The 23,593-nt window shown below is 62.5% G+C and carries 22 protein-coding genes; 15 read left to right on the top strand and 7 right to left on the bottom strand.

Going from position 1 to position 23,593, the window contains the following annotated elements; genetic code table 11:
• The first annotated feature begins 144 nt into the window (after nucleotides 1-144).
• Both rsd and M1D78_RS18550 read left to right on the top strand, forming a co-directional pair.
• Nucleotides 145-609, top strand: a complete 465-nt coding sequence (rsd, locus tag M1D78_RS18555) for a sigma D regulator (protein ID WP_437421435.1) — start codon at nucleotides 145-147, stop codon at nucleotides 607-609.
• An 81-nt stretch (nucleotides 610-690) separates the two neighbouring features.
• Nucleotides 691-1,563, top strand: a complete 873-nt coding sequence (locus M1D78_RS18550; RefSeq protein WP_437421973.1) for an AlgP family protein — start codon at nucleotides 691-693, stop codon at nucleotides 1,561-1,563.
• On the opposite strand, the gene M1D78_RS18545 is transcribed toward M1D78_RS18550, so the two are convergent.
• Nucleotides 1,545-2,024 carry a TIGR02444 family protein gene (locus M1D78_RS18545; RefSeq protein ID WP_437421434.1) on the bottom strand — a complete coding sequence of 160 codons (480 nt, stop codon included), beginning with the start codon at nucleotides 2,022-2,024 and terminating at the stop codon, nucleotides 1,545-1,547. The two genes, M1D78_RS18550 and M1D78_RS18545, sit on opposite strands and share 19 nt — an antisense overlap.
• 65 nt (nucleotides 2,025-2,089) lie before the next feature.
• Between M1D78_RS18545 and M1D78_RS18540 the strand changes: the two genes are divergently transcribed.
• From M1D78_RS18540 to M1D78_RS18520, 5 genes are read left to right on the top strand one after another with little or no spacing between them, the layout of a single operon-like run.
• Nucleotides 2,090-4,000, top strand: coding sequence for an ATP-binding cassette domain-containing protein (locus tag M1D78_RS18540; RefSeq protein ID WP_437421433.1), 1,911 nt, complete (start codon nucleotides 2,090-2,092; stop codon nucleotides 3,998-4,000).
• Entirely contained in the window at nucleotides 3,997-4,578 is a 582-nt protein-coding gene (locus M1D78_RS18535) for a mechanosensitive ion channel domain-containing protein (protein WP_437421432.1), read from the top strand. Before M1D78_RS18540 ends, M1D78_RS18535 begins: the two co-directional genes overlap by 4 nt.
• A gap of 5 nt (nucleotides 4,579-4,583) precedes the next feature.
• Complete coding sequence (locus M1D78_RS18530; protein WP_437421431.1) at nucleotides 4,584-5,345, top strand: TerC family protein; 762 nt, start codon at nucleotides 4,584-4,586, stop codon at nucleotides 5,343-5,345.
• 52 nt (nucleotides 5,346-5,397) lie between these two features.
• A complete protein-coding gene (locus tag M1D78_RS18525) occupies nucleotides 5,398-6,030 on the top strand; it encodes a LysE family transporter (protein WP_437421430.1) in 633 nt (210 codons plus the stop codon).
• A gap of 8 nt (nucleotides 6,031-6,038) precedes the next feature.
• Complete coding sequence (locus M1D78_RS18520; RefSeq protein WP_437421429.1) at nucleotides 6,039-6,500, top strand: YaiI/YqxD family protein; 462 nt, start codon at nucleotides 6,039-6,041, stop codon at nucleotides 6,498-6,500.
• A gap of 9 nt (nucleotides 6,501-6,509) precedes the next feature.
• Here the strand turns inward: M1D78_RS18520 and M1D78_RS18515 are convergent, their stop codons facing one another.
• Together M1D78_RS18515 and elbB are read right to left on the bottom strand one after the other, a co-directional pair.
• Complete coding sequence (locus tag M1D78_RS18515; RefSeq protein WP_437421428.1) at nucleotides 6,510-6,980, bottom strand: thioesterase family protein; 471 nt, start codon at nucleotides 6,978-6,980, stop codon at nucleotides 6,510-6,512.
• A 142-nt stretch (nucleotides 6,981-7,122) separates the two neighbouring features.
• Entirely contained in the window at nucleotides 7,123-7,788 is a 666-nt protein-coding gene (gene elbB / locus M1D78_RS18510) for an isoprenoid biosynthesis glyoxalase ElbB (RefSeq protein ID WP_437421427.1), read from the bottom strand.
• 302 nt (nucleotides 7,789-8,090) lie between these two features.
• Here elbB and hemB point away from each other — a divergent pair, with 302 nt between their 5' ends.
• A complete protein-coding gene (gene hemB / locus M1D78_RS18505; RefSeq protein WP_437421426.1) occupies nucleotides 8,091-9,104 on the top strand; it encodes a porphobilinogen synthase in 1,014 nt (337 codons plus the stop codon).
• A gap of 43 nt (nucleotides 9,105-9,147) precedes the next feature.
• A complete protein-coding gene (gene ppk1 / locus M1D78_RS18500) occupies nucleotides 9,148-11,361 on the top strand; it encodes a polyphosphate kinase 1 (protein ID WP_437421425.1) in 2,214 nt (737 codons plus the stop codon).
• A 45-nt stretch (nucleotides 11,362-11,406) separates the two neighbouring features.
• On the opposite strand, the gene ppx is transcribed toward ppk1, so the two are convergent.
• Nucleotides 11,407-12,909 carry an exopolyphosphatase gene (gene ppx / locus M1D78_RS18495; RefSeq protein ID WP_437421424.1) on the bottom strand — a complete coding sequence of 501 codons (1,503 nt, stop codon included), beginning with the start codon at nucleotides 12,907-12,909 and terminating at the stop codon, nucleotides 11,407-11,409.
• 200 nt (nucleotides 12,910-13,109) lie between these two features.
• Here ppx and trxA point away from each other — a divergent pair, with 200 nt between their 5' ends.
• The 4 genes from trxA to M1D78_RS18475 all read left to right on the top strand — a co-directional run bounded on the left by trxA (nucleotide 13,110) and on the right by M1D78_RS18475 (nucleotide 17,521).
• Nucleotides 13,110-13,436 (top strand): thioredoxin TrxA, encoded by a 327-nt coding sequence (gene trxA, locus M1D78_RS18490; protein WP_003283463.1) that lies wholly within the window; start codon nucleotides 13,110-13,112, stop codon nucleotides 13,434-13,436.
• 231 nt (nucleotides 13,437-13,667) lie between these two features.
• Nucleotides 13,668-14,927: a transcription termination factor Rho gene (rho, locus tag M1D78_RS18485; protein WP_437421423.1), complete on the top strand. Its 1,260-nt coding sequence runs from the start codon at nucleotides 13,668-13,670 to the stop codon at nucleotides 14,925-14,927.
• A gap of 121 nt (nucleotides 14,928-15,048) precedes the next feature.
• Nucleotides 15,049-16,515, top strand: a complete 1,467-nt coding sequence (ubiD, locus tag M1D78_RS18480; RefSeq protein WP_437421422.1) for a 4-hydroxy-3-polyprenylbenzoate decarboxylase — start codon at nucleotides 15,049-15,051, stop codon at nucleotides 16,513-16,515.
• 34 nt (nucleotides 16,516-16,549) lie between these two features.
• A complete protein-coding gene (locus M1D78_RS18475; RefSeq protein WP_437421421.1) occupies nucleotides 16,550-17,521 on the top strand; it encodes a CDP-6-deoxy-delta-3,4-glucoseen reductase in 972 nt (323 codons plus the stop codon).
• Nucleotides 17,522-17,570: 49 nt separating this feature from the next.
• Here the strand turns inward: M1D78_RS18475 and M1D78_RS18470 are convergent, their stop codons facing one another.
• The 3 genes from M1D78_RS18470 to M1D78_RS18460 form a co-directional block, all read right to left on the bottom strand.
• The gene (locus tag M1D78_RS18470; RefSeq protein ID WP_437421420.1) at nucleotides 17,571-18,239 is read right to left on the bottom strand and encodes an SPOR domain-containing protein; all 669 of its coding nucleotides are present in this window, start codon (nucleotides 18,237-18,239) and stop codon (nucleotides 17,571-17,573) included.
• Complete coding sequence (argS, locus tag M1D78_RS18465) at nucleotides 18,240-19,979, bottom strand: arginine--tRNA ligase (protein ID WP_437421419.1); 1,740 nt, start codon at nucleotides 19,977-19,979, stop codon at nucleotides 18,240-18,242.
• Between the two features lie 105 nt (nucleotides 19,980-20,084).
• Nucleotides 20,085-22,307, bottom strand: coding sequence for a primosomal protein N' (locus M1D78_RS18460; RefSeq protein ID WP_437421418.1), 2,223 nt, complete (start codon nucleotides 22,305-22,307; stop codon nucleotides 20,085-20,087).
• 199 nt (nucleotides 22,308-22,506) lie between these two features.
• Here M1D78_RS18460 and rpmE point away from each other — a divergent pair, with 199 nt between their 5' ends.
• Both rpmE and M1D78_RS18450 read left to right on the top strand, forming a co-directional pair.
• Nucleotides 22,507-22,719: a 50S ribosomal protein L31 gene (gene rpmE, locus M1D78_RS18455; protein ID WP_037025455.1), complete on the top strand. Its 213-nt coding sequence runs from the start codon at nucleotides 22,507-22,509 to the stop codon at nucleotides 22,717-22,719.
• A gap of 19 nt (nucleotides 22,720-22,738) precedes the next feature.
• Nucleotides 22,739-23,527: a thermonuclease family protein gene (locus tag M1D78_RS18450; protein ID WP_437421417.1), complete on the top strand. Its 789-nt coding sequence runs from the start codon at nucleotides 22,739-22,741 to the stop codon at nucleotides 23,525-23,527.
• The last annotated feature ends 66 nt before the right edge of the window (nucleotides 23,528-23,593 follow it).

Genomic DNA, 23,593 nt, shown 5'->3' with positions numbered 1-23,593 from the left:
CCTGATTTGGCACGCCAGCGCGCAGCGCTTCTCCGATACCCGTTCCGCCCGGCTGGCTGCCACTCACCCAAGGCCGATACCCCAAGACAACAAATCGTCTCGGAAGGCGCAACAAGCATCATCGATTAGGGAAGTGAGGTCATCATGCTCGAGAGCTGTCGGAACGCCCAGGAACGCTGGGGAGGTGTACATCTGCTGATCGATCGCTGGCTGCAGGAACGTCATGAGCTGATCAGTGCATTCGATGGGCTGCATGCAGATGAGGGGGCGGATAGCCGCTCGGCGCTACAGAAATTCTGCGAGATCCTGCTCGATTATGTTTCGGCAGGGCACTTCGAAATCTACGAGCAGCTGCTTAACGAGGCCGAGGCGTTCGGGGACAAGCGTGGTCTTGACCTGGCACGGCAAATCTATCCGCGTATCGAAGCCATCACCGAGGTGGCAGTAGCCTTTAACGATCGCTGCGACAAGGGCGAATGCCTGGAAAGCGCAGGTTTCCCGGACGAATTGCAGCGTTTGGGCCAGTTGTTGCACGAGCGTTTCGAGTTGGAAGACTGCCTGATCGAGGTGCTGCATACCGCGCACAAGCAGGTCGCGATGCCGGCTTGATAGGCGGGCTGCCGGGTCTGTAGCACGCGGTGGCATGCCGCTGCGGTGACCCGGTTGGCGGAACTCTGTAGCCCGACTAGTATGGCTACTCCATTTCCGCCAGGAGGCGTGTTCATGCCAGCGAAGAAACAGTCGGTCGACACCCCGCTTCATTTGCTCCAGCAGCTGTCACGCAGCCTGGTGGAACATTTGCAAAAAGCCTGTGGCTCGGCGCAGAGGGAGGCGGAGGTGCTGCTTGCCAAGCTCGAAAAGCAGCGTGGCAAGACCCAGGAAAAACTGGTCAAGGCCCGAGCCAAGCTCGACGATGCTGGCAGTGCGGGTAAGGCGAAGGCGCAGACCCGCGCGCGCAGCCGAATTTCCGAACTCGATGACATGCTGGCGCTGTTGCAGTCGCGCCAGAGTGAAACCCTCAATTACCTGGCAGAACTCAAGCGTGACGCCGAGCAAGCCCTGAAGCTCGCCGAGGGCGTGACGCAGGTTCAGCAAGCCGCGGCCAAGGCCCTGGAGGCACGCAAGTCTGGCGCGCCGGCAAACACGTCGAAGCAGAAGGCGCCCGCCTCGCGTCGTGCGACGCCCAAGGCGGCGACTGTCGCCAGTTCGGATAAAGTGACCGCCACCAAGCGACCCGCCACCTCCGGTGGATCGGCGCGGCCCTCGACGAAAGCCACGAGGCCGACGGCGAGCGGCGCTAACGCAAGCGCCCCTGTGGCCCGCAAAGCGGCAGCGAAACCAGCTGCTCGGCCAGCGACGAAGCCGGCCGGTAAGCCTGCATCCGCCCGATCCAAACCCGCATCAGCTGAACCTGCAACCGCCGCGTCTTCAGTCGAGAAAGCCCCTGCGGCTCAGCCGCCAGCAGGCAAGCCGGCAACGGCGCGCAAGCCTGCGGCTAAAAAGCCCCGTAGTAGTAAGCCTTCGGCGAAAGCCTCGCCAAACACTCAAACGTCAGCGGGCTGATCCCCCAGCGCGCCTCGGAGGGTCGTGAGTGGGCCGAACGTATCGTCTCGTCCCAGGCGCGCGCCGATCCGCTCGATCCAGTCCGCCTCACCAGTTGCAGGTGGCCAGTCTTCAACGGCCGCCTGCAGTCGATGCAGCTGTACCTGCTCGGCGTCCAGCTCGATCCGTTTAAGGCGCTCGCGTAATGCGTGCAGCGCAGGGTCGTTTTGCGCGCCTGCCCGCCAGGCAATTCGAAGCGCACGCATAGGTGCCACGACTTGCTCGCGCCAGTTGTTGCTGATCCGCTCCAAATCGTCCAGGCGCGCGTCGCTGAATGCCGTGTTGCGCTGCTGCAGCCATGCGCCTGCGAGCAATAGGCAGACGTCACCACCGGCATCTTGCCAGCCAAGGCAGGCCGTCTCGACGCCGGGTTTGGCGTAAAGCTCGAGCGCAAAATTCCAGAGCGTGTCGTCGGTTTTCATCGGCAGGATTTTTTCGTTGTCGGTCGGATGGTGTTCAAGGCGACCTGATAAACTCCGCCGCCATTATGATCCGACTCCAAGACCTGACTCTACAGCGCGGGCCCCAGCGTTTGCTGGAGGGCGCCGAGCTGACACTGCACCCTGGCCAAAAGGTCGGGCTGGTCGGCGCCAATGGTGCCGGAAAATCCACGCTGTTCGCGCTCCTGCGCGGCGAGCTGAGCGCCGACGGCGGCGACTGCCAGTTGCCACCAGACTGGCGCATCGCCCACATGCGTCAGGAGGTCGATGTGCTCGATCGGCTGGCCGTGGACTACGTGCTCGATGGCGACGTCCAGCTTCGTCGTGTCCAGGCCGAGCTGGCAGCAGCCGAGCAAGCGCAGGATGGGACTGCCTTGGCGCGTCTGCATACCGAGCTGGATAACGCGGACGGGTACAGCGCAGACGCGCGGGCGCGCAAGCTGCTCGCCGGGCTCGGCTTCGCCAGCGAGCAGATGGAGCGCCCGGTAGACAGCTTCTCGGGTGGCTGGCGGATGCGCCTGAACCTCGCGCAAGCGCTGATGTGCCCATCCGACCTGCTGCTGTTGGACGAACCGACGAACCACCTGGACCTTGATGCCATCCTCTGGCTCGAAGCGTGGCTGAAAAGCTATGCCGGCACCCTCATGCTGATTTCCCACGACCGGGATTTTCTCGACGAGGTGGTTGGCCACATCGTGCATGTCGAGCAGCGCAAGTTGACGCTCTACCGCGGTGGCTACTCCGCGTTCGAACGGGCCCGTGCCGAGCGGCTGGCCCAGCAGCAACAGGCGTTCGAAAAGCAGCAGGCGCAGCGTGCGCACATGGAAGACTTCATCCGCCGGTTCAAGGCCAAGGCGAGCAAGGCGCGCCAAGCCCAGAGCCGCATCAAGGCGCTGGAGAAGCTTGAGCAACTGGCGCCGGCACACATCGACTCGCCATTCGATTTCGCATTCCGCGAGGCCGACAAAGTGTCCAGCCCGCTACTCGACCTCGGCGAGGGGCGCCTCGGCTACGGTGAAAAACTCATTCTGGACAAGGTGAAGCTGCAGCTCGCGCCTGGCGCGCGGATCGGCCTGCTCGGCCCCAACGGCGCGGGCAAGTCGACGCTGATCAAGACCCTCGCCGGAGGCTTGCAACCGCTGGGCGGGCGGCTGCAGAGGGGTGAGAATCTCGTCGTTGGCTATTTCGCACAGCACCAGCTGGATGCTCTGGACGCGAAAGCCAGTCCGCTGCTGCACCTCCAGCGCATCGCGCCGGGCGAGCGGGAGCAAATTCTGCGTGACTTTCTCGGCGGCTTCGATTTCCGCGGAGACCGCTGCGATGAGCCGGTGCTCAATTTCTCCGGCGGCGAAAAGGCGCGACTGGCCCTGGCGTTGATCGCCTGGGGCAAGCCCAACCTGCTGCTGCTCGACGAGCCGACCAACCACCTCGACTTGGAGATGCGCTTGGCTTTGACGCTGGCTCTTCAGGATTTCGAAGGCGCCGTGGTGGTGGTTTCGCACGATCGCCATCTGCTCAAGAGCACCACGGACGAATTTCTGCTCGTCGCTGATGGGCGGGTCGTAATGTTCGAGGGCGATCTGGACGATTACGCACGCTGGCTTGCGGATTACCGCGTGCGGCAGCAGCCCGGCAGCGCAACGGAGCCGAGCGCCGACAAAACCGATAAACGGGCTCAGCGCCAAGCTGCCGCGGCCCTGCGCCAACAGCTAGCGCCGCTCAGGCGCAAAGCCGAAGCCTTTGAAAAGGACTTGGCTGGCGTGCAGGAGAAACTGGCCGTGGTCGAGACTCGTCTGGGCGATGCGACGGTTTACGAGGCGGCTCAGAAAGACGAACTGCGTGACCTGCTGGCCAGGCAGGCATCGCTCAAGTCCCGCGAAGCATCGCTCGAGGAATCGTGGCTGGAGGCCCTCGAAGCGTTGGAGTCATTGCAGAGTGCGCTGGAGGCCAGCGCATGAGCGAGCAATTTCTTTACTTGTCGCGAGAGTGGGGCGATCAGTGGCTGCTCGGGCTGCAAATCCTGCTCATCCTGATCGTCGCTTATGTTCTGCAGCGCCTGCTGGTGCGCGGCCTCACTCGGCTGAGCACACGTTATCCATTGCCACCCGAGCTGCTACTGCCGCTGCGCGGCGGCGTGCGCTGGTTCATCATCGGCGGTGCGCTGATTATGGTGCTCGAGCGATTCGGCGTGTCCGCCACGGTGTTGTGGACGGCCTTCTCCGGCTTTGTCGCGGTCGCCGCGGTCGCTTTTTTTGCCATCTGGAGCGTGCTGTCTAACCTGTTGTGTGCCGTGCTGATCCTCACGGTCGGCCCGTTCCGTCTCGGTGACCTGGTCGAACTGGTCGAGAGTGCCGACAAACCGATCGTCAAGGGGCGCGTCGTCGACATCAACCTTCTCTACACCACGCTCGAAGAGGTGGTCGAGGAAGGAACCGGCCCGGTCGTGCAAGTGCCCAACAGCTTGTTCTTCCAGAAGGTGGTGCGCCGCTGGCGCGGTACCGATTTGAAGCCCTTCAACCACACCACTCACGAGTAGCATTCATGGAATGGCTCAGCAGCCCTGAAATCTGGGTCGCGTTTCTGACGCTGACCGCCTTGGAAATCGTCCTCGGCATCGACAACATCATCTTCATCTCGATCCTGGTCGGGCGGCTGCCGAAAGAGCAGCAGCCACGCGCGCGGTTCTTCGGCTTGGCATTGGCCATGGGTACGCGGATCCTGCTGCTACTCTCCATCGCCTGGGTCATGCGCCTGACCGACGAACTGTTCCGGGTGTTCGATCATGGTGTGTCCGGGCGGGACCTGATTCTGTTCTTCGGCGGGCTTTTCCTGCTGTTCAAGAGCACCATGGAAATCTGGCACAGCGTCGAAGGCGAAGAAGAGGGCGGCGAGGGGGCCAGCGGGGTGGCGCGCGCGAGCTTCATCGGCATCATCCTGCAGATCGCGGTGATCGACATCGTGTTCTCGCTGGATTCGGTGATCACGGCGGTGGGCTTGGTCGACAACGTGCAGGTCATGGTTGCGGCCATCGTCATCGCGGTGGGCGTGATGATGCTCGCCGCGGGCACCATCAGCGACTTCATCGAGCGGCACCCGACGCTGAAGATCCTGGCGCTGTCTTTCCTTATCGTCGTTGGTACGCTGCTCGTGGCTGAAGCCTTCGGCGCGCATGTGCCCAAGGGTTACGTGTACTTCGCCATGGCCTTCTCGCTTGCGGTCGAGGCGCTCAATATCCGTATGCGCAAAGCCATGAACCGCAAGCTCAAGGAACCGGTCAAGCTCAACAAGGACTTGCCGAACTAGCCAGCAGGGTCGTGCCTTGCCGGCGTGGCCCGAATGCTCGAGGACCTGCAACATGACGCTCGATACCTGGCTTGGTTTTTTCGTCGCCTGCTGGATCATCAGCCTGTCACCGGGTGCGGGCGCTATCGCCTCCATGTCCTGTGGCTTGCAATATGGTTTCTGGCGTGGCTATTGGAATGCGCTGGGCTTGCAGATAGCGCTGGCGCTGCAGATCGCTGTCGTTGCGGCCGGCCTGGGTGCCGTGCTGGCGACGTCGTCGTTGGCCTTCAGCCTGATCAAATGGTTCGGCGTCGCCTACCTGCTGTGGTTGGCGCTGAGACAATGGCAGGCGCTGCCATCGGCGCTCGAATCGCCTGACGCTCCACGTCCGGTGGGGCGCCCGCTGACGCTGGTATTTCGCGGGTTCCTGATCAACGCCAGCAACCCCAAGGCGATCGTGTTCATCCTCGCGGTCCTGCCGCAGTTCCTCGATCCCCGGGGACCATTGGTTGTTCAGTACCTGCAAATGGGCGCGACCATGGTCGCGGTGGATCTGATCGTCATGGCCGGCTACACCGGGCTCGCGGCCAAGGTGTTGCGCCTGCTGCGCACACCGCGCCAACAACGCCTGGTCAATCGCAGCTTCGCTACCCTATTCGCCGGCGCGGCGGCGCTTCTGGCCACGGTACAGCGGGCGTCGACATGAGCGAGCCGATGCGGGTTTGGATTGACGCCGATGCCTGCCCCAAGGCTGCCAAGGAGCAGGTCGTCAAGTTCGCGCTCAAGCGCCAGTTCGAGGTAGTGCTCGTTGCCGGGCAAAGTCAGATCAAACCTGCGTTCGCCTGCGTCCGGCTGGTCGTCGTGCCAAGCGGGCCCGATGCCGCGGACGATTATCTCGTTGAGCATGCGCAGCCGGGCGAGCTGGTCGTCTGCAGCGACGTGCCGCTGGCAGACCGATTGGTCAAAAAGGGTGTGACGGCGCTTGATCCGCGTGGGCGGGAGTTTGACGAGCGCAACATGGGCGAGCGTCTGGCCGTGCGCAATCTTTTCACCGACCTGCGCGAGCAGGGGCAGGTCGGCGGTGGTCAGTCCCCCTACAGTGACCGGGACCGCCAGGCCTTCGCCAATGCCCTGGACCGCATCCTGATCCAGCTGCGCAAGGCCCGTTCGGCCTGAACGCTGCGCTCAGCCGCAGAGGTAGGTGCCGGTGCCCACTGCGATGAGTACGCCATGCTCGTTGACCAGCTCCGAGCGCACCACCGCGACCTTGTTGCCAGACCGAAGCAACGTGGCATTGGCGCTAAAGCGTTCGCCCCGGCCCGGCCGCAAATAGTCCACGCGCAGATCGATAGTGCCGAGGCGTGACAGGCGCAACGCACGCTCTTCACGGCTCAGGTGCTGATGCTTCTCGAAGGCGCCGATCATTGCCATCGCACCGCCGACCACGTCCAGCAGCGAGGCAATTACGCCGCCGTGCAGGATGCCGTGGAAGAAATTGCCGATCAGCTCGTGCTTCATTGGCAAGTGCATCACCACCCGCTCGCGGGTCACCTCATCAAGCTCGATGCCTAGGTATTCATTGAAGGGAATGCGTTCGAACAGCTGGCGGACTGCCTGGTGCTGCGCGTCCTGCGATTCGGCGTCTGAAGAGGTCATGGGCGCGCTCCTTGATAGGTCAGGCAAAGCTGACGCATCGCCGTGTCGATGACCAGTGGCGCGGCGTGAGCGCCGGAGGGATTGTCCGTATACCCCTGGCCGGGGAGGCGCCATGCGCCTGCCCAACCATGGTTGGCCGAGACTATTTGGTGTGGGTCAGGTCGAGCACGCGGTCGACCAGCTTGTAGATGCCCGATGCCGCTTCGCTGATCGACTGCGCGAGCATGTAGGCCGGCGTGGTGACCAGCTTGCGCTGGGTATCCTCGACGATTTCGGTGACCTCGCAAGCCGTGTGTTCGACGCCCATCTCCCGAGCGGCCTGGGCGGCCGGGTCGTCGTCATTGCCTAGCGTGCAGACCACGCCGGCACCAAAGATCTGAGCGGCCATGGTCGGCGCTATGCACATCATGCCGACGGGTTTGCCTGCTTTGGCGAACGCCTGAGCCAAGGCAAGCACATCGGGTTGCACCTGGCAGGCCGCGCCCTTGCTGGCAAAATCAGACAGGTTCTTCGCCGCACCGAAACCACCGGGGATGATGAGCGCGTCGAATTCGGCGACGTCGGCCTCGCGGAGGTCCTTTATCTGGCCGCGAGCGAGGCGCGCGGCTTCGGTCAGCACATTGCGGCTTTCGCTCGTCTCTTCACCGGTTCGATGGTCGATAACGTGCAGTTGCGGTATATCCGGCGCAAAGCACTGGACCGTCGCACCCCGCTGGTCCAGGCGCAGCAGCGTGATGACGCTTTCGTAGATTTCCGAGCCATCGTAGACACCACAGCCGGAAAGTATGACGGCGACTTTTCTGTTCATAGCGACTCCTGGGTCTTTTTTGCGGCCCGCCATTGGGCGAATGGGCAGATGCTAATGCCTTGTAGACCGCGAGTTAAGCGGCGTCTTCGTCTGTTTGATATCCCCGGCGTGACGGTGGTTCAGTGCGCGGCAGCGGGGTGACGCGTTATCGGCGGGCTTGATCAAAGCACTGGCAGCCCCGGCAGCAGGTGGCGACAATGCACCCAACCGGATTGGGCTGGCTGTCGCCGATTGTCATCTTTCGGTCATATAGTCGGCTTATAAACGTCATATTCGCCCGTGCTACGGGCCTGGAGTGCTTCGTGAGTTTCGTTCCCGCCAATCGTCTGTTCCCCGCTACCCGCTTGCGCCGCAACCGTCGGGACGAATTTTCCCGCCGGCTGGTTCGCGAGCATGCCCTGAGCGTGGACGACCTCATTCTTCCGGTATTCGTGCTGGACGGAGAGAATCGGCGCGAGCAGGTCCCTTCGATGCCAGGCGTGGAGCGGTTGTCGATCGATCTATTGGTCGAGGAGGCCGCAGAACTGGTCGCACTGGGTATTCCGGCGCTGGCTTTGTTTCCCGTCACGCCGCTGGAACGCAAGTCGTTGGATGCGGCTGAGGCGTGGAATCCTGAAGGCATCGCCCAGCGTGCGACGCGTGCATTGCGCGAGCGATTCCCGGACCTGGGGATCATCACCGACGTGGCGCTCGACCCCTTCACCACGCATGGCCAGGACGGCATTCTCGACGATCAGGGTTATGTACAGAACGACGTGACGGTCGATGCGCTGGTGCGTCAGGCGCTGTCGCACGCCGAGGCCGGGGCGCAGGTCGTCGCGCCGTCCGACATGATGGATGGCCGCATCCAGGCAATTCGCGAGGCGTTGGAGGTTGCTGGGCACCATAACGTGCGAATCATGGCGTACTCCGCCAAATACGCCAGCGCCTATTACGGTCCGTTCCGCGACGCCGTGGGCTCGGCGGCGAACCTGGGCAAAGGCAGCAAGAATACCTACCAGATGGACCCGGCCAACGGCGATGAGGCCTTGCATGAGGTGGGGGCGGACCTCGCCGAGGGCGCCGATATGGTGATGGTCAAGCCGGGCATGCCGTATCTGGACATCGTCTGGCGGGTGAAGGAGACCTTCCGTGTGCCTACGTTCGCGTATCAAGTCAGCGGCGAATATGCCATGCACATGGCCGCGATCCAGAACGGCTGGTTGAGCGAGGCTGTCATTCTCGAGTCGCTGACAGCCTTCAAGCGTGCTGGCGCCGATGGCATCCTCACGTACTTTGCCAAGCAGGCAGCACAACAATTGAAACACGGGGGCTAATCCCGTTTTGAACAGGGCGCCCAAGCCCCGACGAGGCAGAGCGATGACGAACCAGGGATTGAGCGAAAGCGATGTTCAACAGGCTGAGGGCGAAGCACAACCGCTCGATGCAATGAGTTCGCCTGTCGAGGGCGAGGTGGTCGACGAGGCGCCAGCGACAGCGCCGTTGCCAGCGCCGCCGGTGCCGAACCTGGACGACAACAGTCTCTACATCCATCGCGAACTGTCGCAGCTGCAGTTCAATATCCGGGTGCTGGAGCAGGCGCTGGACGAGTCCTATCCACTGCTGGAGCGGCTCAAGTTCCTGTTGATCTTCTCCAGTAACCTTGACGAATTCTTTGAGATTCGCGTGGCAGGCCTGAAGAAGCAGGTGACATTCGCCCGCGAGCAGGCCGGCGCGGATGGCCTGCAGCCGCATCAGGCGCTGGCGCGCATCTCCGAACTCGTGCACGAGCAGGTTGGTCGCCAGTACTCGATACTCAATGAGATCCTGCTGCCGCAACTGGCCAACCACCAGATCCGCTTTATCCGTCGGCGTCACTGGACAACCAAGCTCAAGAGCTGGGTGCGCCGTTACTTCCGCGACGAGATCGCGCCGATCATCACTCCGATCGGCCTGGATCCGACCCATCCGTTCCCGCTGTTGGTCAACAAGAGCCTGAACTTCATCGTCGAACTCGAAGGTATCGATGCCTTCGGACGCGATTCCGGCCTTGCGATCATTCCCGCACCTCGTCTGCTTCCGCGCGTAATTCGAGTGCCTGAGGAGGTTGGCGGGCCGGGTGCTAATTATGTGTTCCTGTCATCGATGATCCATGCGCATGCGGATGACCTGTTCCATGGCATGAAGGTCAAGGGTTGCTATCAGTTCCGCCTGACCCGCAACGCCGACCTTTCGGTCGATACCGAAGATGTCGAGGACTTGGCGCGGGCCCTGCGCGGCGAGCTTTTCTCGCGCCGCTACGGCGATGCGGTGCGCCTGGAGGTGGTCGATACCTGCCCGTCGCACCTGTCGGATTTCCTCCTGAAGCAATTCAGCCTGAGCGAGAGCGAGCTGTACCGTGTCAACGGGCCGGTTAACTTGACGCGCCTGTTCAGCATCACAGGCCTGGATAGTCATCCGGAGTTGCAGTACACGCCGTTTACACCCGCCATCCCCAAGCTGCTGCAGAACAGCCAGAACATTTTCAATGTGGTCGGCAAGCAGGACGTGCTGCTGCTCCACCCTTATGAATCCTTCACGCCTGTGGTGGATCTGTTGCGCGAGGCGGCCAAGGACCCCTGCGTGTTGGCCGTCAAGCAGACGCTGTATCGCTCGGGCGCTAACTCGGAGATCGTCGATGCGTTGGTCGAGGCGGCGCGCAATGGCAAGGAGGTGACTGCAGTCATCGAACTGCGCGCGCGGTTCGACGAAGAATCCAACCTTCAACTGGCGAGCCGTCTGCAACAGGCCGGTGCGGTGGTGATCTACGGGGTCGTCGGGTACAAGACGCACGCCAAGATGATGCTCATCCTGCGCCGCGAAAATGGCGAGCTGCGGCGCTATGCGCACCTCGGGACTGGCAATTACCACGCCGGTAACGCGCGCCTGTACACCGACTACAGCTTGCTCACCTCAGACGATGCGCTCTGTGAGGATGTCTCCAAGCTGTTCAGCCAGCTGATCGGCATGGGCAAGACCATGCGCATGAAGAAATTGCTGCACGCACCCTTCACCTTGAAGAAGGCATTGCTCGACCTCATCGCGCAGGAAACCCAGCACGCCGCGGAAGGCCGCGCCGCGCACATCATCCTCAAGGTGAACTCGTTGACCGATGCGAAGATGATCCGTGCGTTGTACAAGGCCAGCCAGACGGGGGTGCGTATCGATTTGATCGTGCGTGGAATGTGCTGCCTGCGGCCGGGCATCGTTGGGGTCTCGCACAACATTCAGGTGCGCTCGATCATCGGCCGCTTCCTTGAACACAGTCGCGTGTTCTATTTCCTCAACAACGGCGACGAGAAGCTTTACCTGTCGAGTGCCGACTGGATGGAGCGCAACCTCGATCGGCGTGTCGAAACCTGCTTCCCGGTCGAGGGCAAGAAGCTCGTCACACGGGTGAAAAAGGAGCTGGAAGGTTTCCTGACGGACAACACCCAGAGCTGGACCTTACAGCCCGACGGCAACTATCTACGCAACAGCCCAAGCGGCAACCAGAATCCGCGCAACATACAGAATGCCTTGCTGGAACGCCTCGGTAGTCCCTTGACACGCTGACCTCAAATGCCTGGCCGCGCCGAGGCGCGGCGTCAGGCTAAGAGGTCAATGGACGCTGAGGTCGAATTCGATTCGCTTCAGCCACTCTGCTTCCAGGTCGAAATCCGCCTGCGTCAGCGGGTTCTGCGCGAGCCAACCTTCAGGGAAGGCCACGTCCAGGCTGTTATCGCCAGCGCTGAGGCGGAATTCGGGTGCCTGCTGGGGGCCGCGGATGTGATGGAACAGGATGGCGAACCTCAGCAATACGCAAAGGCGGGTGAGCTTGACGCCGTCTTCGCTCATCTCTTCGAACTTCTGCTTGGGAATGTTTCGCCGGTGCCCCCGGACCAGTAGCGCGAGCATCTGCTGGTCCTGGCGCGAAAAGCCTGGCAGATCGGAGTGCTCTATCAGGTAGGCGCCGTGCTTGTGGTAGTGATAGTGGGCGATGTCCAGGCCCACCTCGTGCACACGGGCCGCCCAGCCAAGCAACTCGCGGTGCCAGTCCTGATCCAGGCCCCAGTCGCCTGCGACCTGATCGAAGGCTTCCAGCGCCTTGCTTTCGACGCGTGCCGCCTGTTCGGTGTCGACGTGATACCGCTCCATGAGAAAATTCAAGGTGCGGTCGCGGATGTCCTCGTGATGGTGGCGTCCGATCAGGTCATACAGCACGCCTTCGCGCAGGGCGCCTTCGGAGTGCGCCATGCTGTCGAGTTCCAGTGCGTCGAAGATCGCTTCGAGGATCGCGAGGCCAGCGGGGAAGATGCCCCGGCGATCCGGCTTGATGCCTTCGAGGTCGAGCTTCTCCACGTCGCCCAGTTTGAACAGCTTGCGCTTGAGCCAGCCGATTCCCTCGGCGGTGACTTCGCCGTTGCTCAGGCCGGCGCCCTTGATTGCCAGGCCCACCGCACGGATGGTGCCGGACGCACCAACGGCGTCCTGCCAGCCGAGCCGCCTCAGGCCGTGCTCGATGCTCATCAGCTCCAAGCGTGCAGCAGTGTAGGCCTGGGCATAGCGCGCCGGCGTGATCTTGCCGTCCCGAAAGAAGCGTTGGGTGAAGCTGACACAGCCCATCTGCAGGCTCTCGCGCAGCAACGAATCGAAGCCCTCGCCCACAATGAATTCACTGCTGCCACCGCCAATGTCGACGACCAAGCGCTTGCCAGGCGTCGCCGGGAAGGTGTGCGACACGCCGAGGTAGATCAGGCGCGCCTCTTCACGGCCGGAAATCACTTCCACCTGATGCTTGATGATGGCCTCAGCCTGCCGGATGAACTGAGCCCGGTTGCGGGCCTCACGAAGCGCGTTGGTGCCGACTACGCGCACCGCGCCCTGCGGCAGATGGTTGACCAGTTGGGCGAACCGGCGCAGACAGTCGAGCCCGCGCTGCATGGCCGCATCATCGAGTTGGCGGGTTTCGTCGATGCCGGCCGCCAGCTGCACCTTTTCACCAAGCCGCTCGATGATACGCATCTCGCCGTTACTGGTGCGAGCCAGCACCATATGGAAACTGTTGGAGCCGAGATCGAGCGCGGCGATCATGGGAAAGGCTTCGGCAGCTTGTGGGACCATGGGGCAATCTCTGTGCAAAACCACGACATCCTGACATGATCGGCGGCATCCGCCAACGCGCCGCCGCCTAGCTGCGTCGTTCTGCCATCGGGTTTCGTGCCCGCTCGGCCCTTATGCCCGAGCGACAGGCTGCGGCTTTCGATCCTTTCGAAGCCGGGCTATGATGGCGTCACTTTCGGTTTTGACCCTGGAGAACCTCCATGAGCGAATACATCAACAACGTCAGCGACAGCAGCTTCGAGCAAGATGTGCTCCAGGCCGATGGTCCTGTTCTGGTCGACTACTGGGCCGAATGGTGTGGCCCGTGCAAGATGATCGCTCCGGTGCTCGACGAGATCGCCAAGGATTACGAAGGCCGTCTCAAGGTCTGCAAGCTGAACATCGACGAGAATCAGGAAACCCCGCCGAAGTATGGCGTCCGTGGAATCCCGACGCTGATGCTGTTCAAGAACGGCAACGTCGAGGCGACCAAGGTCGGAGCATTGTCGAAGTCGCAACTCGCTGCGTTCCTCGACAGCAACATCTGATTGCCCCTGTTGCGATGAAAGCCCCCGCTAAATGCGGGGGCTTTTTTTTGCCGGCAGGGTGGACGCTTCGTCTGCACGGTGCTAAATTCGGCCTCGCGACGCTTCTTCCGTCGCCCTCTGCATGCCGTCGCCGACGCACTTCCGCCTCATAAAAGCACAACGACCCCGTTCGTCTCTTGCTGCGCGGCCTCTCAAGCTAATCGCTTTCTTCATCCTCCCTGATCTCTTTCTATGAATCTGACCGAACTTAAGCAAAAGCCCATCACCGAACTGCTGGAAATGGCCGAACAGATGGGCATCGAAAACATGGCCCGTTCGCGCAAGCAGGACGTGATTTTCTCCCTGCTGAAAAAGCACGCGAAAAGCGGCGAGGAAATTTCCGGTGATGGCGTGCTGGAGATTCTGCAAGATGGCTTCGGCTTCCTGCGCTCCGCGGATTCGTCCTATCTCGCCGGCCCTGACGACATCTATGTCTCGCCGAGCCAGATCCGCCGCTTCAATTTGCGTACCGGTGACACCATCGTCGGCAAGATTCGCCCGCCGAAAGAAGGTGAGCGCTACTTTGCACTGCTGAAGGTCGACACCATCAATTTCGACCGGCCGGAAAACGCCAAGAGCAAGATTCTCTTCGAGAACCTGACGCCGCTGTTTCCCAATCAGCGTCTGACGATGGAAGCTGGCAACGGCTCCACCGAAGACCTGACCGGTCGCGTGATCGACCTCTGCGCCCCGATCGGCAAAGGCCAGCGCGGCCTCATCGTCGCACCGCCGAAAGCGGGCAAGACGATCATGCTGCAGAACATCGCCAGCAACATCACGCGTAACAATCCCGAGTGCCACCTGATCGTCCTGTTGATCGACGAGCGTCCGGAAGAAGTGACCGAAATGCAGCGCACCGTGCGCGGCGAAGTGGTCGCCTCCACCTTCGACGAGCCGCCGACCCGCCATGTGCAGGTCGCCGAAATGGTCATCGAGAAGGCCAAGCGGCTGGTCGAGCACAAGAAGGACGTAGTCATCCTGCTCGATTCGATCACCCGACTGGCGCGTGCCTACAACACTGTGATCCCAAGTTCGGGCAAGGTGCTGACCGGTGGTGTCGACGCTCACGCCCTGGAAAAACCCAAGCGTTTCTTCGGTGCTGCGCGCAACATCGAGGAAGGCGGCAGCCTGACCATTCTCGCTACCGCCCTGGTGGAAACCGGGTCGAAGATGGACGAGGTGATCTACGAGGAATTCAAGGGCACCGGCAACCTGGAGCTGCAATTGGATCGCCGCATCGCCGAGAAGCGGGTGTTCCCGGCCATCAACATCAACCGTTCGGGCACCCGGCGTGAAGAGTTGCTGACCAGCGAGGAAGAGCTTCAGCGCATCTGGATCCTGCGCAAGCTGCTGCATCCGATGGATGAAAGTGCGGCCATCGAGTTCCTCCTCGACAAGCTCAAGGACACCAAGACCAACGACGAATTCTTCATGTCCATGAAGCGCAAGTAAGCGACTCGTCGTTGCCCACAAGGCCGGGGTAACCCGGCCTTCGTCTATCTGCAGGTTTTGGAAAACCCTACGCGGGCGCTAAACTTTGCGGCCCGACCCTGCCGGCCCATGAGGCTCAAGCATGCAGTACCGCGATCTGCGCGACTTTATCAGCGGCCTGGAAAAACGAGGTGAGCTCAAGCGCATCTCGACTGCCGTCTCCCCCGTACTGGAAATGACCGAAATTTGCGACCGGACCCTGCGCAAGCAAGGGCCGGCGTTGCTTTTCGAGAACCCGACCGGCTTCGACATGCCGGTACTCGGCAATCTGTTCGGCACGCCCGGTCGCGTTGCGCTCGGGATGGGTGCCGACGACGTATCCGAGTTGCGTGAGATCGGCAAACTCTTGGCCTTTCTAAAGGAGCCGGAGCCGCCAAAGGGGCTGAAGGACGCGTGGAACAAGCTGCCGATTTACAAGAAAGTCATCAGCATGGCGCCGAAGGTGCTCAAGGATGCGCCATGCCAAGAGTTGGTAATTGAGGGCGACGACGTCGATCTGACGACATTGCCCGTGCAGACTTGCTGGCCGGGCGACGCCGGGCCGCTGATCACCTGGGGGCTCACGATCACAAAGGGACCGAATAAGGAGCGCCAGAACCTCGGGATCTACCGTCAGCAGGTAATCGGGCGCAACAAGGTGATCATGCGTTGGCTCAGTCATCGCGGGGGCGCGTTGGATTTTCGCGAATGGTGCGAGAAGCACCCTGGGCAGCCCTATCCAGTGGCCGTCGCGCTCGGCGCCGACCCAGCGACCATCCTGGGCGCTGTGACGCCGGTTCCCGATTCGCTGTCCGAATATGCCTTTGCCGGCTTGCTGCGCGGCAGTCGCACGGAGCTGGTGAAGTGCCGGGGCAGCGATCTGCAAGTGCCCGCTGGTGCTGAAATCGTGCTCGAGGGCCATATCCAGCCTGGCGAAATGGCCGATGAAGGGCCGTACGGCGACCACACCGGCTACTACAACGAGGTGGACCGCTTCCCGGTGTTCACCGTCGACCGCATCACGCGGCGCCGCGATGCGATCTATCACAGCACCTACACCGGACGACCGCCGGATGAGCCGGCCATCCTTGGCGTTGCGCTCAATGAAGTCTTCGTGCCGATCCTGCAAAAGCAGTTCCCGGAGATCACCGACTTCTATCTGCCGCCGGAGGGATGCTCCTACCGCATGGCGGTCGTCACCATGAAGAAGCAGTACCCCGGGCATGCCAAGCGAGTGATGCTCGGCGTCTGGTCGTTTCTTCGCCAGTTCATGTACACCAAGTTCGTTATCGTGACGGACGACGATATCAATGCGCGCGACTGGAATGATGTTATCTGGGCCATCACTACACGCATGGATCCCAAGCGCGACACGGTCATGATCGACAACACGCCCATCGACTACCTCGACTTCGCCTCACCGATTTCCGGGCTGGGCTCGAAGATGGGGCTCGATGCCACGAACAAATGGCCCGGCGAAACCAGCCGTGAATGGGGTCGCGCCATCGTCCAGGATGAGTCGGTCAAGCGGCGCGTCGACGAACTCTGGGCCGAGTTGGGCATCGACTAGTGGTTGGCCACTCATTCATTCAGGGCTTCGTTCGATGAAAGTGACCTTGCAACCCTCCGGCGCTGTGCTTGAGGTCGAGCGCGGCGAGTTGATCCTCGACGCGGCGCGCCGGCTCGGCTACGACTGCCCGCAGGCGTGCCGGAACGGCAATTGCCAGATTTGCGCTGCGCTGTTGGTCAATGGTCGGGTCCGCCAGCGTGGCGAAAGCCACGACAAGGGCGAAGTGTTCGCCTGCCTTGCCGAACCCGAAGACGATTGCGTACTGCTTTGGGATGGCGTGCTCGCGCCCGGTGAATTGCCGGTGCGTACGCTTAGCTGTCAGCTGGTCGCCTGCGAAGACGTTGGTGGCGATGTGTATCGCGTGCAGTTGCGGGCGCCGGCAGGCAAGTTGCCGCGCTATCACGCAGGGCAGTACTTGCTGCTGCGGCGTGAGGAGGGTGAATACAGTGCCTTCTCGCTGGCCTCTGCGCCGGCGAGCGGTCGGGAGTTGGAATTGCATATCCTGGCGCGCGAGGCCTCCACAGACCAGTTGCTCGGCCACCTTCGCCAAGCTGGAATGGCGACGGTTCAGCTGCCCTTTGGCGACACTCACCTCGCAGAGTTGCCGGACGGCCCGCTGGTACTCATTGCCGCCGGGACCGGCATGGCCCAGATGCATAGCCTGATCGAGCACTGCCGAGCGGAGGGCTTCGCGCATCCGGTCCACCTTTACTGGGGCGTCCGCCGGCCCGAGGATTTCTATCGCCTACCGCACTGGGGCGACTGGCTACGCATGCCTAACCTGTTCCTCCATCGAATCGTCAGTGACCCCTGTGAATGGGAAGGGCGCCGCGGCATGTTGCACGAGGCGGTGCGTGAAGACTTCGACGATCTCGGTCCGCTGCATGTCTACGCCAGCGGGTCACCCGCGATGATCTACGGCACGCTGGATGCATTGGTCGAGGCGGGCATGGACGCCTCGCAGATGCGCGCCGACGTGTTTGCTTACGCGCCACGGGAAGGCTAAGGCAAGGCGATTCGGGCTCGGAGCTTGACGTTCCGAGCCCGGCGGCAGGTTAGCGGACCTGGCGTTGTTGCAGCAGCAAATTACTGTAGCCGCTCGCCGACAGGGTCTTTTGGGCGGCGCCGAGTTGGTCGCGGTCCCGATAAGGGCCGACCAGGACGCGATACCAGACCTCGTCCCGCACTGTGACGTTTTCGATCCGGACATCCTGGCCCAGCAGGATCACCTGCGCCCGTACCCGTTCGGCTTCGGCCTTCTGACGGAACGAGCCGGCCTGAAGGAAGAACTGCGTCGTCGGTGCCTTGGCCACGGTAGGCGGTGGCGGTGGGGTCTGGCCGTTGAGCGCCGCTTCGGCGCGTGCCGCATCGATCTTTGCCGCTTCCTCGGGCGTTACCGCGGCAGGCGGCGTCGGCGGGGTCTGCGCCGGTTCTTCTGGTGGCAGAATCACTTCCGATTCAGGCAGGAGCGTATAGAAGTCGTACTTCGGCTTGACCGACTCGCCGCTCGCCGCTGTCGGGCGCTTGGGCTGTTCCTTTGGCTTGGCCGTTTCCTTGGCGCGCTTGACCTCATCGCGCCCTGGCTCGAGGTTCATCAAAAACATGATGAAGCCACCGATGACCAGCCCGCAGACCAGCCATACCCAGCCCGGTACGGGTTTTTTCGAAGGCGCCTGGTAGCGGCTTGCCCCGCGTTTCGGTGCGGGTTTCTTCTTGGCTGCCACTTACATCCGCTCCAGGGTTTCCAGGCCCAGCAGTTCCAGGCCCTGCTTGAGTGTCTTGCCGGTCAGGGCGGCCAGGCGCAAGCGGCTGTGCTTCACCTCGTCGCTCTCGGCAGTAAGGATTGGGCAATGTTCGTAAAAGCTCGAGAACAGCCCGGCGAGATCGTACAGGTAGCTGCACAGCAGGTGTGGGACACCTTTCTCGCCGACGCTGTTGAGCACCTCGGAAAGCTGCGCGAGCTTGGCGCCCAGGGCCTGCTCCGCCTCGGCCTCCAGTTGGATGACGCCGGTCAGCCCGTCCATGCCGGTCCCTAGCTTGCGGAACACACTGGCGACTCGGGTGTAGGCGTAAAGCAGATAGGGTGCGGTATTGCCTTCGAAGCTGAGCATCTGCTCGAAGTTGAAGCTGTAGTCACTGGTCCGGTGCTTGGACAGGTCCGCGTACTTCACTGCGCCGATGCCCACGGCGCGCGCAATTTGGCGTAGTTCGGCTTCGTCCAGGTCCGGGTTCTTGCCCTTGACCAGGTCGTAGGCGCGCGATTCAGCCTCGTCCAGTAAATCGACCAGCTTCACGGTGCCGCCATCGCGCGTTTTGAAGGGGCGGCCGTCGGCGCCGTTCATGGTGCCGAAGCCCATGTGTTCGAGTTGCATGCCGGGGTGAACGAAACCGGCGCGGCGGGCGACCTCGAAGGCCATCTGAAAATGTAACGCCTGGCGCTGATCGACGAAGTACAGCGCCCGGTCAGCCTTGAGTTGCTGGCTGCGGTAGCGCATGGAGGCAAGATCCGTCGTGGCGTACAGGTAGCCCCCGCCGGCCTTCTGCACGATCACCGGTAGCGGATTGCCCTCGGCATTCTTGAACTCGTCGAGAAACACGCATTGAGCGCCGTCGCTTTCGCTGATCATGCCGTTATCTTTCAGCGACTGGACCACGGTACCGAGTTCGGCGTTATAGGCGCTTTCGCCCTTTACGTCTTCCGGGGTCAGGCGCACGTTCAGTCGGTCATAGACCTTCTGGCAATGCGACAGTGAAATTTCATTGAAACGAGTCCACAGGCGTAGACAGTCCGGATCGCCCGCCTGCAGCTTGACCACCAGCTCGCGGGCCCGGTCAGCAAACTCGGGGGACTCGTCGAACCGCTGCTTGGCCGCGCGGTAGAACTGCTCGAGATCGGACAGCTCACTCTCGGCCGCAGCGGGTTTTTCTTCGAGGTAAGCCAGCAGCATGCCGAATTGCGTGCCCCAGTCGCCGACATGGTTTTGCCGGATCACGTCGTCGCCGAGAAACTCAAGCACGCGGGCGACCGCATCGCCAATGATGGTCGAGCGCAGGTGGCCAACGTGCATTTCCTTCGCCAGGTTCGGGGAAGACAGGTCGATCACGACTCGCTGGCGAGGGCCGGCCTTGCTCACGCACAGCGTCGCACTCTGCAGCGCTGCATCGAGGCGCTCGGCCAGTGCCGAACTGTTCTGGAAGAAGTTGAGGAAGCCGGGGCCGGCGATTTCCACCTTGCTGATTGCAGGGTCGCTCGGCAGTGCGTCGATGAGCTGTTGGGCGAGGTCCCGCGGCTTCATGCCGGCGGGCTTGGCCAGCATCATGGCAATGTTGCTGGCGAAATCACCGTGGGTCTTGTCGCGGGTGTTCTCCACCTGGATCGTCGGGCTAAGCCCTTCCGGCACCACGCCGTCTTGGGTCAGGCGGGTCAGGGCTTGCTGGATCAGGTGGCGAATGCTGTCTTTCATCGTCTGCTCGGTCGGCGCGGAGGCTTTGGTCGAAAACTGCGCATTATCAGTGGGGCGGGGCGCAACCTTCAAGGCTTAACGCGGTTGCCCGGCGCATGGAGACGATCAGAACAGGTCGATAGGGTCGACGTCCAATGACCAGCGTACCGTGCGGCTGCCTGGCAGCTGTTCGAGCAGCGGCATCCAGGCCGCCATCAAACGATGTAATGGCGCACGTGCATTGCCCTGTAGCAGCAGTTGCGCACGGAAACGCCCGGCGCGACGTTCCATGGGCGCTGGTACAGGGCCAAGCAGTTCGATGCCGTCCAGGCTAAGGTCTGCGATCAGGGTTTCGGCGTGTCCGCAGGCCTGGTCGAGAAAGTCCTCGGCCTGACCGGGGCGGTGCGCTTCGGCACGCAGCAGCGCCAGGTGGGTGAACGGCGGCAGGCCTGCGGCGCGGCGTTCGCTCAAGGCTTGCGCTGCGAAGGCGAAATACCCGTCCTCGGTCAACTGGACCAGCAAGGGATGGTCGGCCAAGTGTGTCTGAATGATCACCTTGCCCGGTTCGCCCGCCCGCCCGGCGCGCCCGGCGACCTGGACGATGAGCTGGGCCATGCGCTCACTGGCGCGGAAATCGGCGGAGAACAGGCCACCATCGGCATCAAGGATGGCCACGAGCGTGACGCGGGGAAAATGGTGGCCTTTAGCAAGCATCTGGGTGCCGACCAGAATGCAAGGCTCGCCTCGGTTGATGCGCGTCAGCAAGCCCTCCATCGAGCCCTTGCGAGAGGTGCTGTCGCGGTCGATGCGTAGCACGGGGACGTCCGGGAACAGCGTGGTGAGCCGCTCTTCTGCTCGCTCGGTTCCGGCGCCGACGGGCCTCAAGTCCACCCGGTTGCACTCCGGGCAGTTACGCGGCGGACGCTCAGCGTGGCCGCAATGATGACAGCGCAGTTCGTTGTGGCGTTGATGCAGCGTCATCCGTGCATCGCAGCGGGGGCACTGGCTCAGCCAACCGCAGTCGTGGCAAATCAATGACGGCGCAAAGCCGCGGCGGTTGAGGAAGACCAGTACCTGCTGGCCGGCCGCCAGCGTCTGGGCCATCGCCTGTTGCAGAGGGCCGGAGAGTCCGGCGTCAAGCGGACGGCTCTTTACGTCCAGCCGTAGGAAGCGAGGAGGCTGCGCGTCTCCGGCTCGGCGCGTCAGCTTGAGCAGGGCGTACCGCCCGGCATGGGCGTTGTGCAGGCTTTCCAGGGACGGCGTGGCTGATCCGAGCACAATTGGCACGTTCTCCTGGCGCGCGCGGACTACCGCGAGATCGCGCGCGTGGTATCGCAGCCCTTCCTGTTGCTTGTAGGAGGCATCGTGCTCTTCGTCGAGAATGATCAGGCCGGGGCTTTTCAACGGCGTGAAGAGCGCCGAGCGGGTGCCGATGATGATATCGGCTTCGCCGTCGCGCGCGGCCAGCCAGGCGTCGAGGCGTTCCCGGTCGTTGACGTTGGAGTGCAGCAGGGCGATGCGCGCGTTGAAACGCTTTTCGAAGCGGGCCAGCGTCTGTGGGCCCAGATTGATCTCTGGAATCAGTACCAGCGCCTGCTTGCCGCTCGTGATGACCTGATGGATCAGCTGCAGGTAAACCTCGGTCTTGCCACTGCCGGTTACGCCAGCCAGCAGGAAGGCATGGAAACCGGCCATGCCGGCGCGGATGGCATGGAAGGCCGCCTGCTGCTCGGTGTTGAGCGGCAGCTCTGCCTGCAGCAGCCAGCTGCCGTGGTGCTGCTGGCGCGGCTGCCGGCGACGGGTCTCGACGCGAACCAGCCCCTTCTGCATGAGCGGCTCCAGGCTTTCTCGGCTCAACTGCAGCTGGTTGAGCAGTGAGTGCGCAACGCCGTGAGGATGTTGCAGTATGGTCGTGAGCGCCTGGCGCTGACGCGGTGCTCGGCTTAGCCGCGGATCCTCCGCGCGTGCACCTTGCGTCGCGTGCCAGAAGCGCTCCTGCCTCGCCTCGGCAGGCTCACCTTGACGCAGGAGCACCGGCAGCGCCCAGCTCAGGATGTCGCCCAGGCTGTGCTGGTAATACTGCGCGGTCCACCTACAGAGCTTGAACAGTGCGGACGGCAAGGCGGGGCGTACATCGAGCAGTTCCAGCGCCGGCTTCAGCTTGGCCTCCGGCACTTCGCTTTCGGAGGCCACCTCGATGAGCACGCCGACCACGTCGCGTCGTCCGAACGGCACGCGCAGCCGTACGCCGGGCTTGAGCGCGGCCTCGGAGGCGCCGGAGGGTGGCAAATAGTCGAACAGGCGGCGCAAGGGAGATGGTAGCGCCAGGCGCAGGATCGATCGCGACACGGGAGGGTCCTTGATTGGTGCACCGATGGTAAACGATCCTGAGCCCCGCGGTTGCTCCCATCCCGGCGCAGAGACGACGCCCGTCGCCTGTATCCAGGTGCGGCTTGCAACATGGACCTGCTCTGGTATTATTCGCGCCCTTCCGTGCGGTGCTCGACATAGGGTCGGGTGGCGGCACACTCGTTCAGAGGATTTATCCATGAAAGCCGATATCCATCCCAACTACGTTGAAATCGAAGCCACTTGCAGCTGCGGTAACGTGATCAAGACGCGCTCGACCCTGGCCAAGGATCTGAGCATCGACGTCTGCTCCGAGTGCCATCCGTTCTACACCGGTAAGCAGAAAGTGCTGGATACCGGCGGCCGTATCGACCGCTTCAAGCAGCGTTTCGGTGTGTTCGGCGCCAAGTAAGGCGTTGAAACCGCAGCCGATGAGGCTTGCGACAGCATTGAAGAAGGCGTCCCACGTGGGCGCCTTTTTCGTTTCTGTTCTACTCGCTCTTCCTGCGCTGGCGCTCTGCCCAGTGCAGGGCGGCCTCGAATCTGTCGCCGTGGCTAAGGTCATCGATGGCGACACCTTGCGTTTGGTCGACGGGCGTAGCGTGCGCCTGATCGGTTTGAACAGCCCCGAGCTAGGCCGCCGCGGGCAGCGCAGCGAGCCCTGGGCCAGTGCTGCCAAGCAGCGCCTCGAGCAGCTTGTTGCCGCCAGTGATCGGCGCCTTGGTCTGCGTCCTGGCCAGCAAATCAGAGATCACTACGGCCGGTATCTGGCGCATGCCTACGACCGGCACGGGAACAATCTGGAAGCGCTGATGCTTGAGCAGGGATTGGGCTATTTCGTCGCGATCGCGCCAAACGTAGCGCTCGCTGGATGCCATCGTGAAGCGGAGCGTTCCGCACGGCGTCATCGTCGCGGTGTGTGGCAAGGCGACCCTGTCGTTGCGGTGAATGAGTTGCGCAAAGCTGGGTTCGCGGTCGTCCGGGGTCGCGTGCAGCGTGTGGTGCGCAATCGCGGCGGTGTATGGCTCGAGTTCGATGGGCTGGCGGTGCAGGTTGCGCATCGCGACGCTCGAGGCTTTGGAGATTTCGATACACAGCTTGGGCGTGTAGTTGAGATCAGGGGCTGGGTAATCGATCGAAAGGGCCACCAAGGCGCGCGGGGTCAGGCCCGTTGGAAACTAGGAATCAGTCATCCGTTCATGGTCGAGGCGTTACGCTGACGCGCGTTTGTTTTGGGTGCGCCTAAGCTGAAAGTCGTATTCCCAAGCCTTGACAGTCACGTTTTT

The sequence above is a fragment of the Pseudomonas sp. SA195 genome (assembly GCF_054131565.1).
The sequence above is the reverse complement of the archived record's forward strand: the minus strand, read 5'-3'. Positions and strand labels throughout refer to the sequence as shown.

What these genes read in the sequence shown, in the direction of transcription:
- rho (WP_437421423.1), top strand. Translation starts at nt 13,668, where the DNA reads ATGAATCTGACCGAACTTAAGCAAAAGCCCATCACCGAACTGCTGGAA.
- trxA (WP_003283463.1), top strand. Translation starts at nt 13,110, where the DNA reads ATGAGCGAATACATCAACAACGTCAGCGACAGCAGCTTCGAGCAAGAT.
- ppx (WP_437421424.1), bottom strand. Translation starts at nt 12,909, where the DNA reads ATGGTCCCACAAGCTGCCGAAGCCTTTCCCATGATCGCCGCGCTCGAT.
- rpmE (WP_037025455.1), top strand. Translation starts at nt 22,507, where the DNA reads ATGAAAGCCGATATCCATCCCAACTACGTTGAAATCGAAGCCACTTGC.
- M1D78_RS18475 (WP_437421421.1), top strand. Translation starts at nt 16,550, where the DNA reads ATGAAAGTGACCTTGCAACCCTCCGGCGCTGTGCTTGAGGTCGAGCGC.
- rsd (WP_437421435.1), top strand. Translation starts at nt 145, where the DNA reads ATGCTCGAGAGCTGTCGGAACGCCCAGGAACGCTGGGGAGGTGTACAT.
- M1D78_RS18540 (WP_437421433.1), top strand. Translation starts at nt 2,090, where the DNA reads ATGATCCGACTCCAAGACCTGACTCTACAGCGCGGGCCCCAGCGTTTG.
- M1D78_RS18535 (WP_437421432.1), top strand. Translation starts at nt 3,997, where the DNA reads ATGAGCGAGCAATTTCTTTACTTGTCGCGAGAGTGGGGCGATCAGTGG.
- M1D78_RS18530 (WP_437421431.1), top strand. Translation starts at nt 4,584, where the DNA reads ATGGAATGGCTCAGCAGCCCTGAAATCTGGGTCGCGTTTCTGACGCTG.
- M1D78_RS18525 (WP_437421430.1), top strand. Translation starts at nt 5,398, where the DNA reads ATGACGCTCGATACCTGGCTTGGTTTTTTCGTCGCCTGCTGGATCATC.
- M1D78_RS18450 (WP_437421417.1), top strand. Translation starts at nt 22,739, where the DNA reads ATGAGGCTTGCGACAGCATTGAAGAAGGCGTCCCACGTGGGCGCCTTT.
- elbB (WP_437421427.1), bottom strand. Translation starts at nt 7,788, where the DNA reads ATGAACAGAAAAGTCGCCGTCATACTTTCCGGCTGTGGTGTCTACGAT.
- M1D78_RS18550 (WP_437421973.1), top strand. Translation starts at nt 691, where the DNA reads ATGGCTACTCCATTTCCGCCAGGAGGCGTGTTCATGCCAGCGAAGAAA.
- argS (WP_437421419.1), bottom strand. Translation starts at nt 19,979, where the DNA reads ATGAAAGACAGCATTCGCCACCTGATCCAGCAAGCCCTGACCCGCCTG.
- ubiD (WP_437421422.1), top strand. Translation starts at nt 15,049, where the DNA reads ATGCAGTACCGCGATCTGCGCGACTTTATCAGCGGCCTGGAAAAACGA.
- M1D78_RS18545 (WP_437421434.1), bottom strand. Translation starts at nt 2,024, where the DNA reads ATGAAAACCGACGACACGCTCTGGAATTTTGCGCTCGAGCTTTACGCC.
- M1D78_RS18520 (WP_437421429.1), top strand. Translation starts at nt 6,039, where the DNA reads ATGCGGGTTTGGATTGACGCCGATGCCTGCCCCAAGGCTGCCAAGGAG.
- ppk1 (WP_437421425.1), top strand. Translation starts at nt 9,148, where the DNA reads ATGACGAACCAGGGATTGAGCGAAAGCGATGTTCAACAGGCTGAGGGC.
- M1D78_RS18515 (WP_437421428.1), bottom strand. Translation starts at nt 6,980, where the DNA reads ATGACCTCTTCAGACGCCGAATCGCAGGACGCGCAGCACCAGGCAGTC.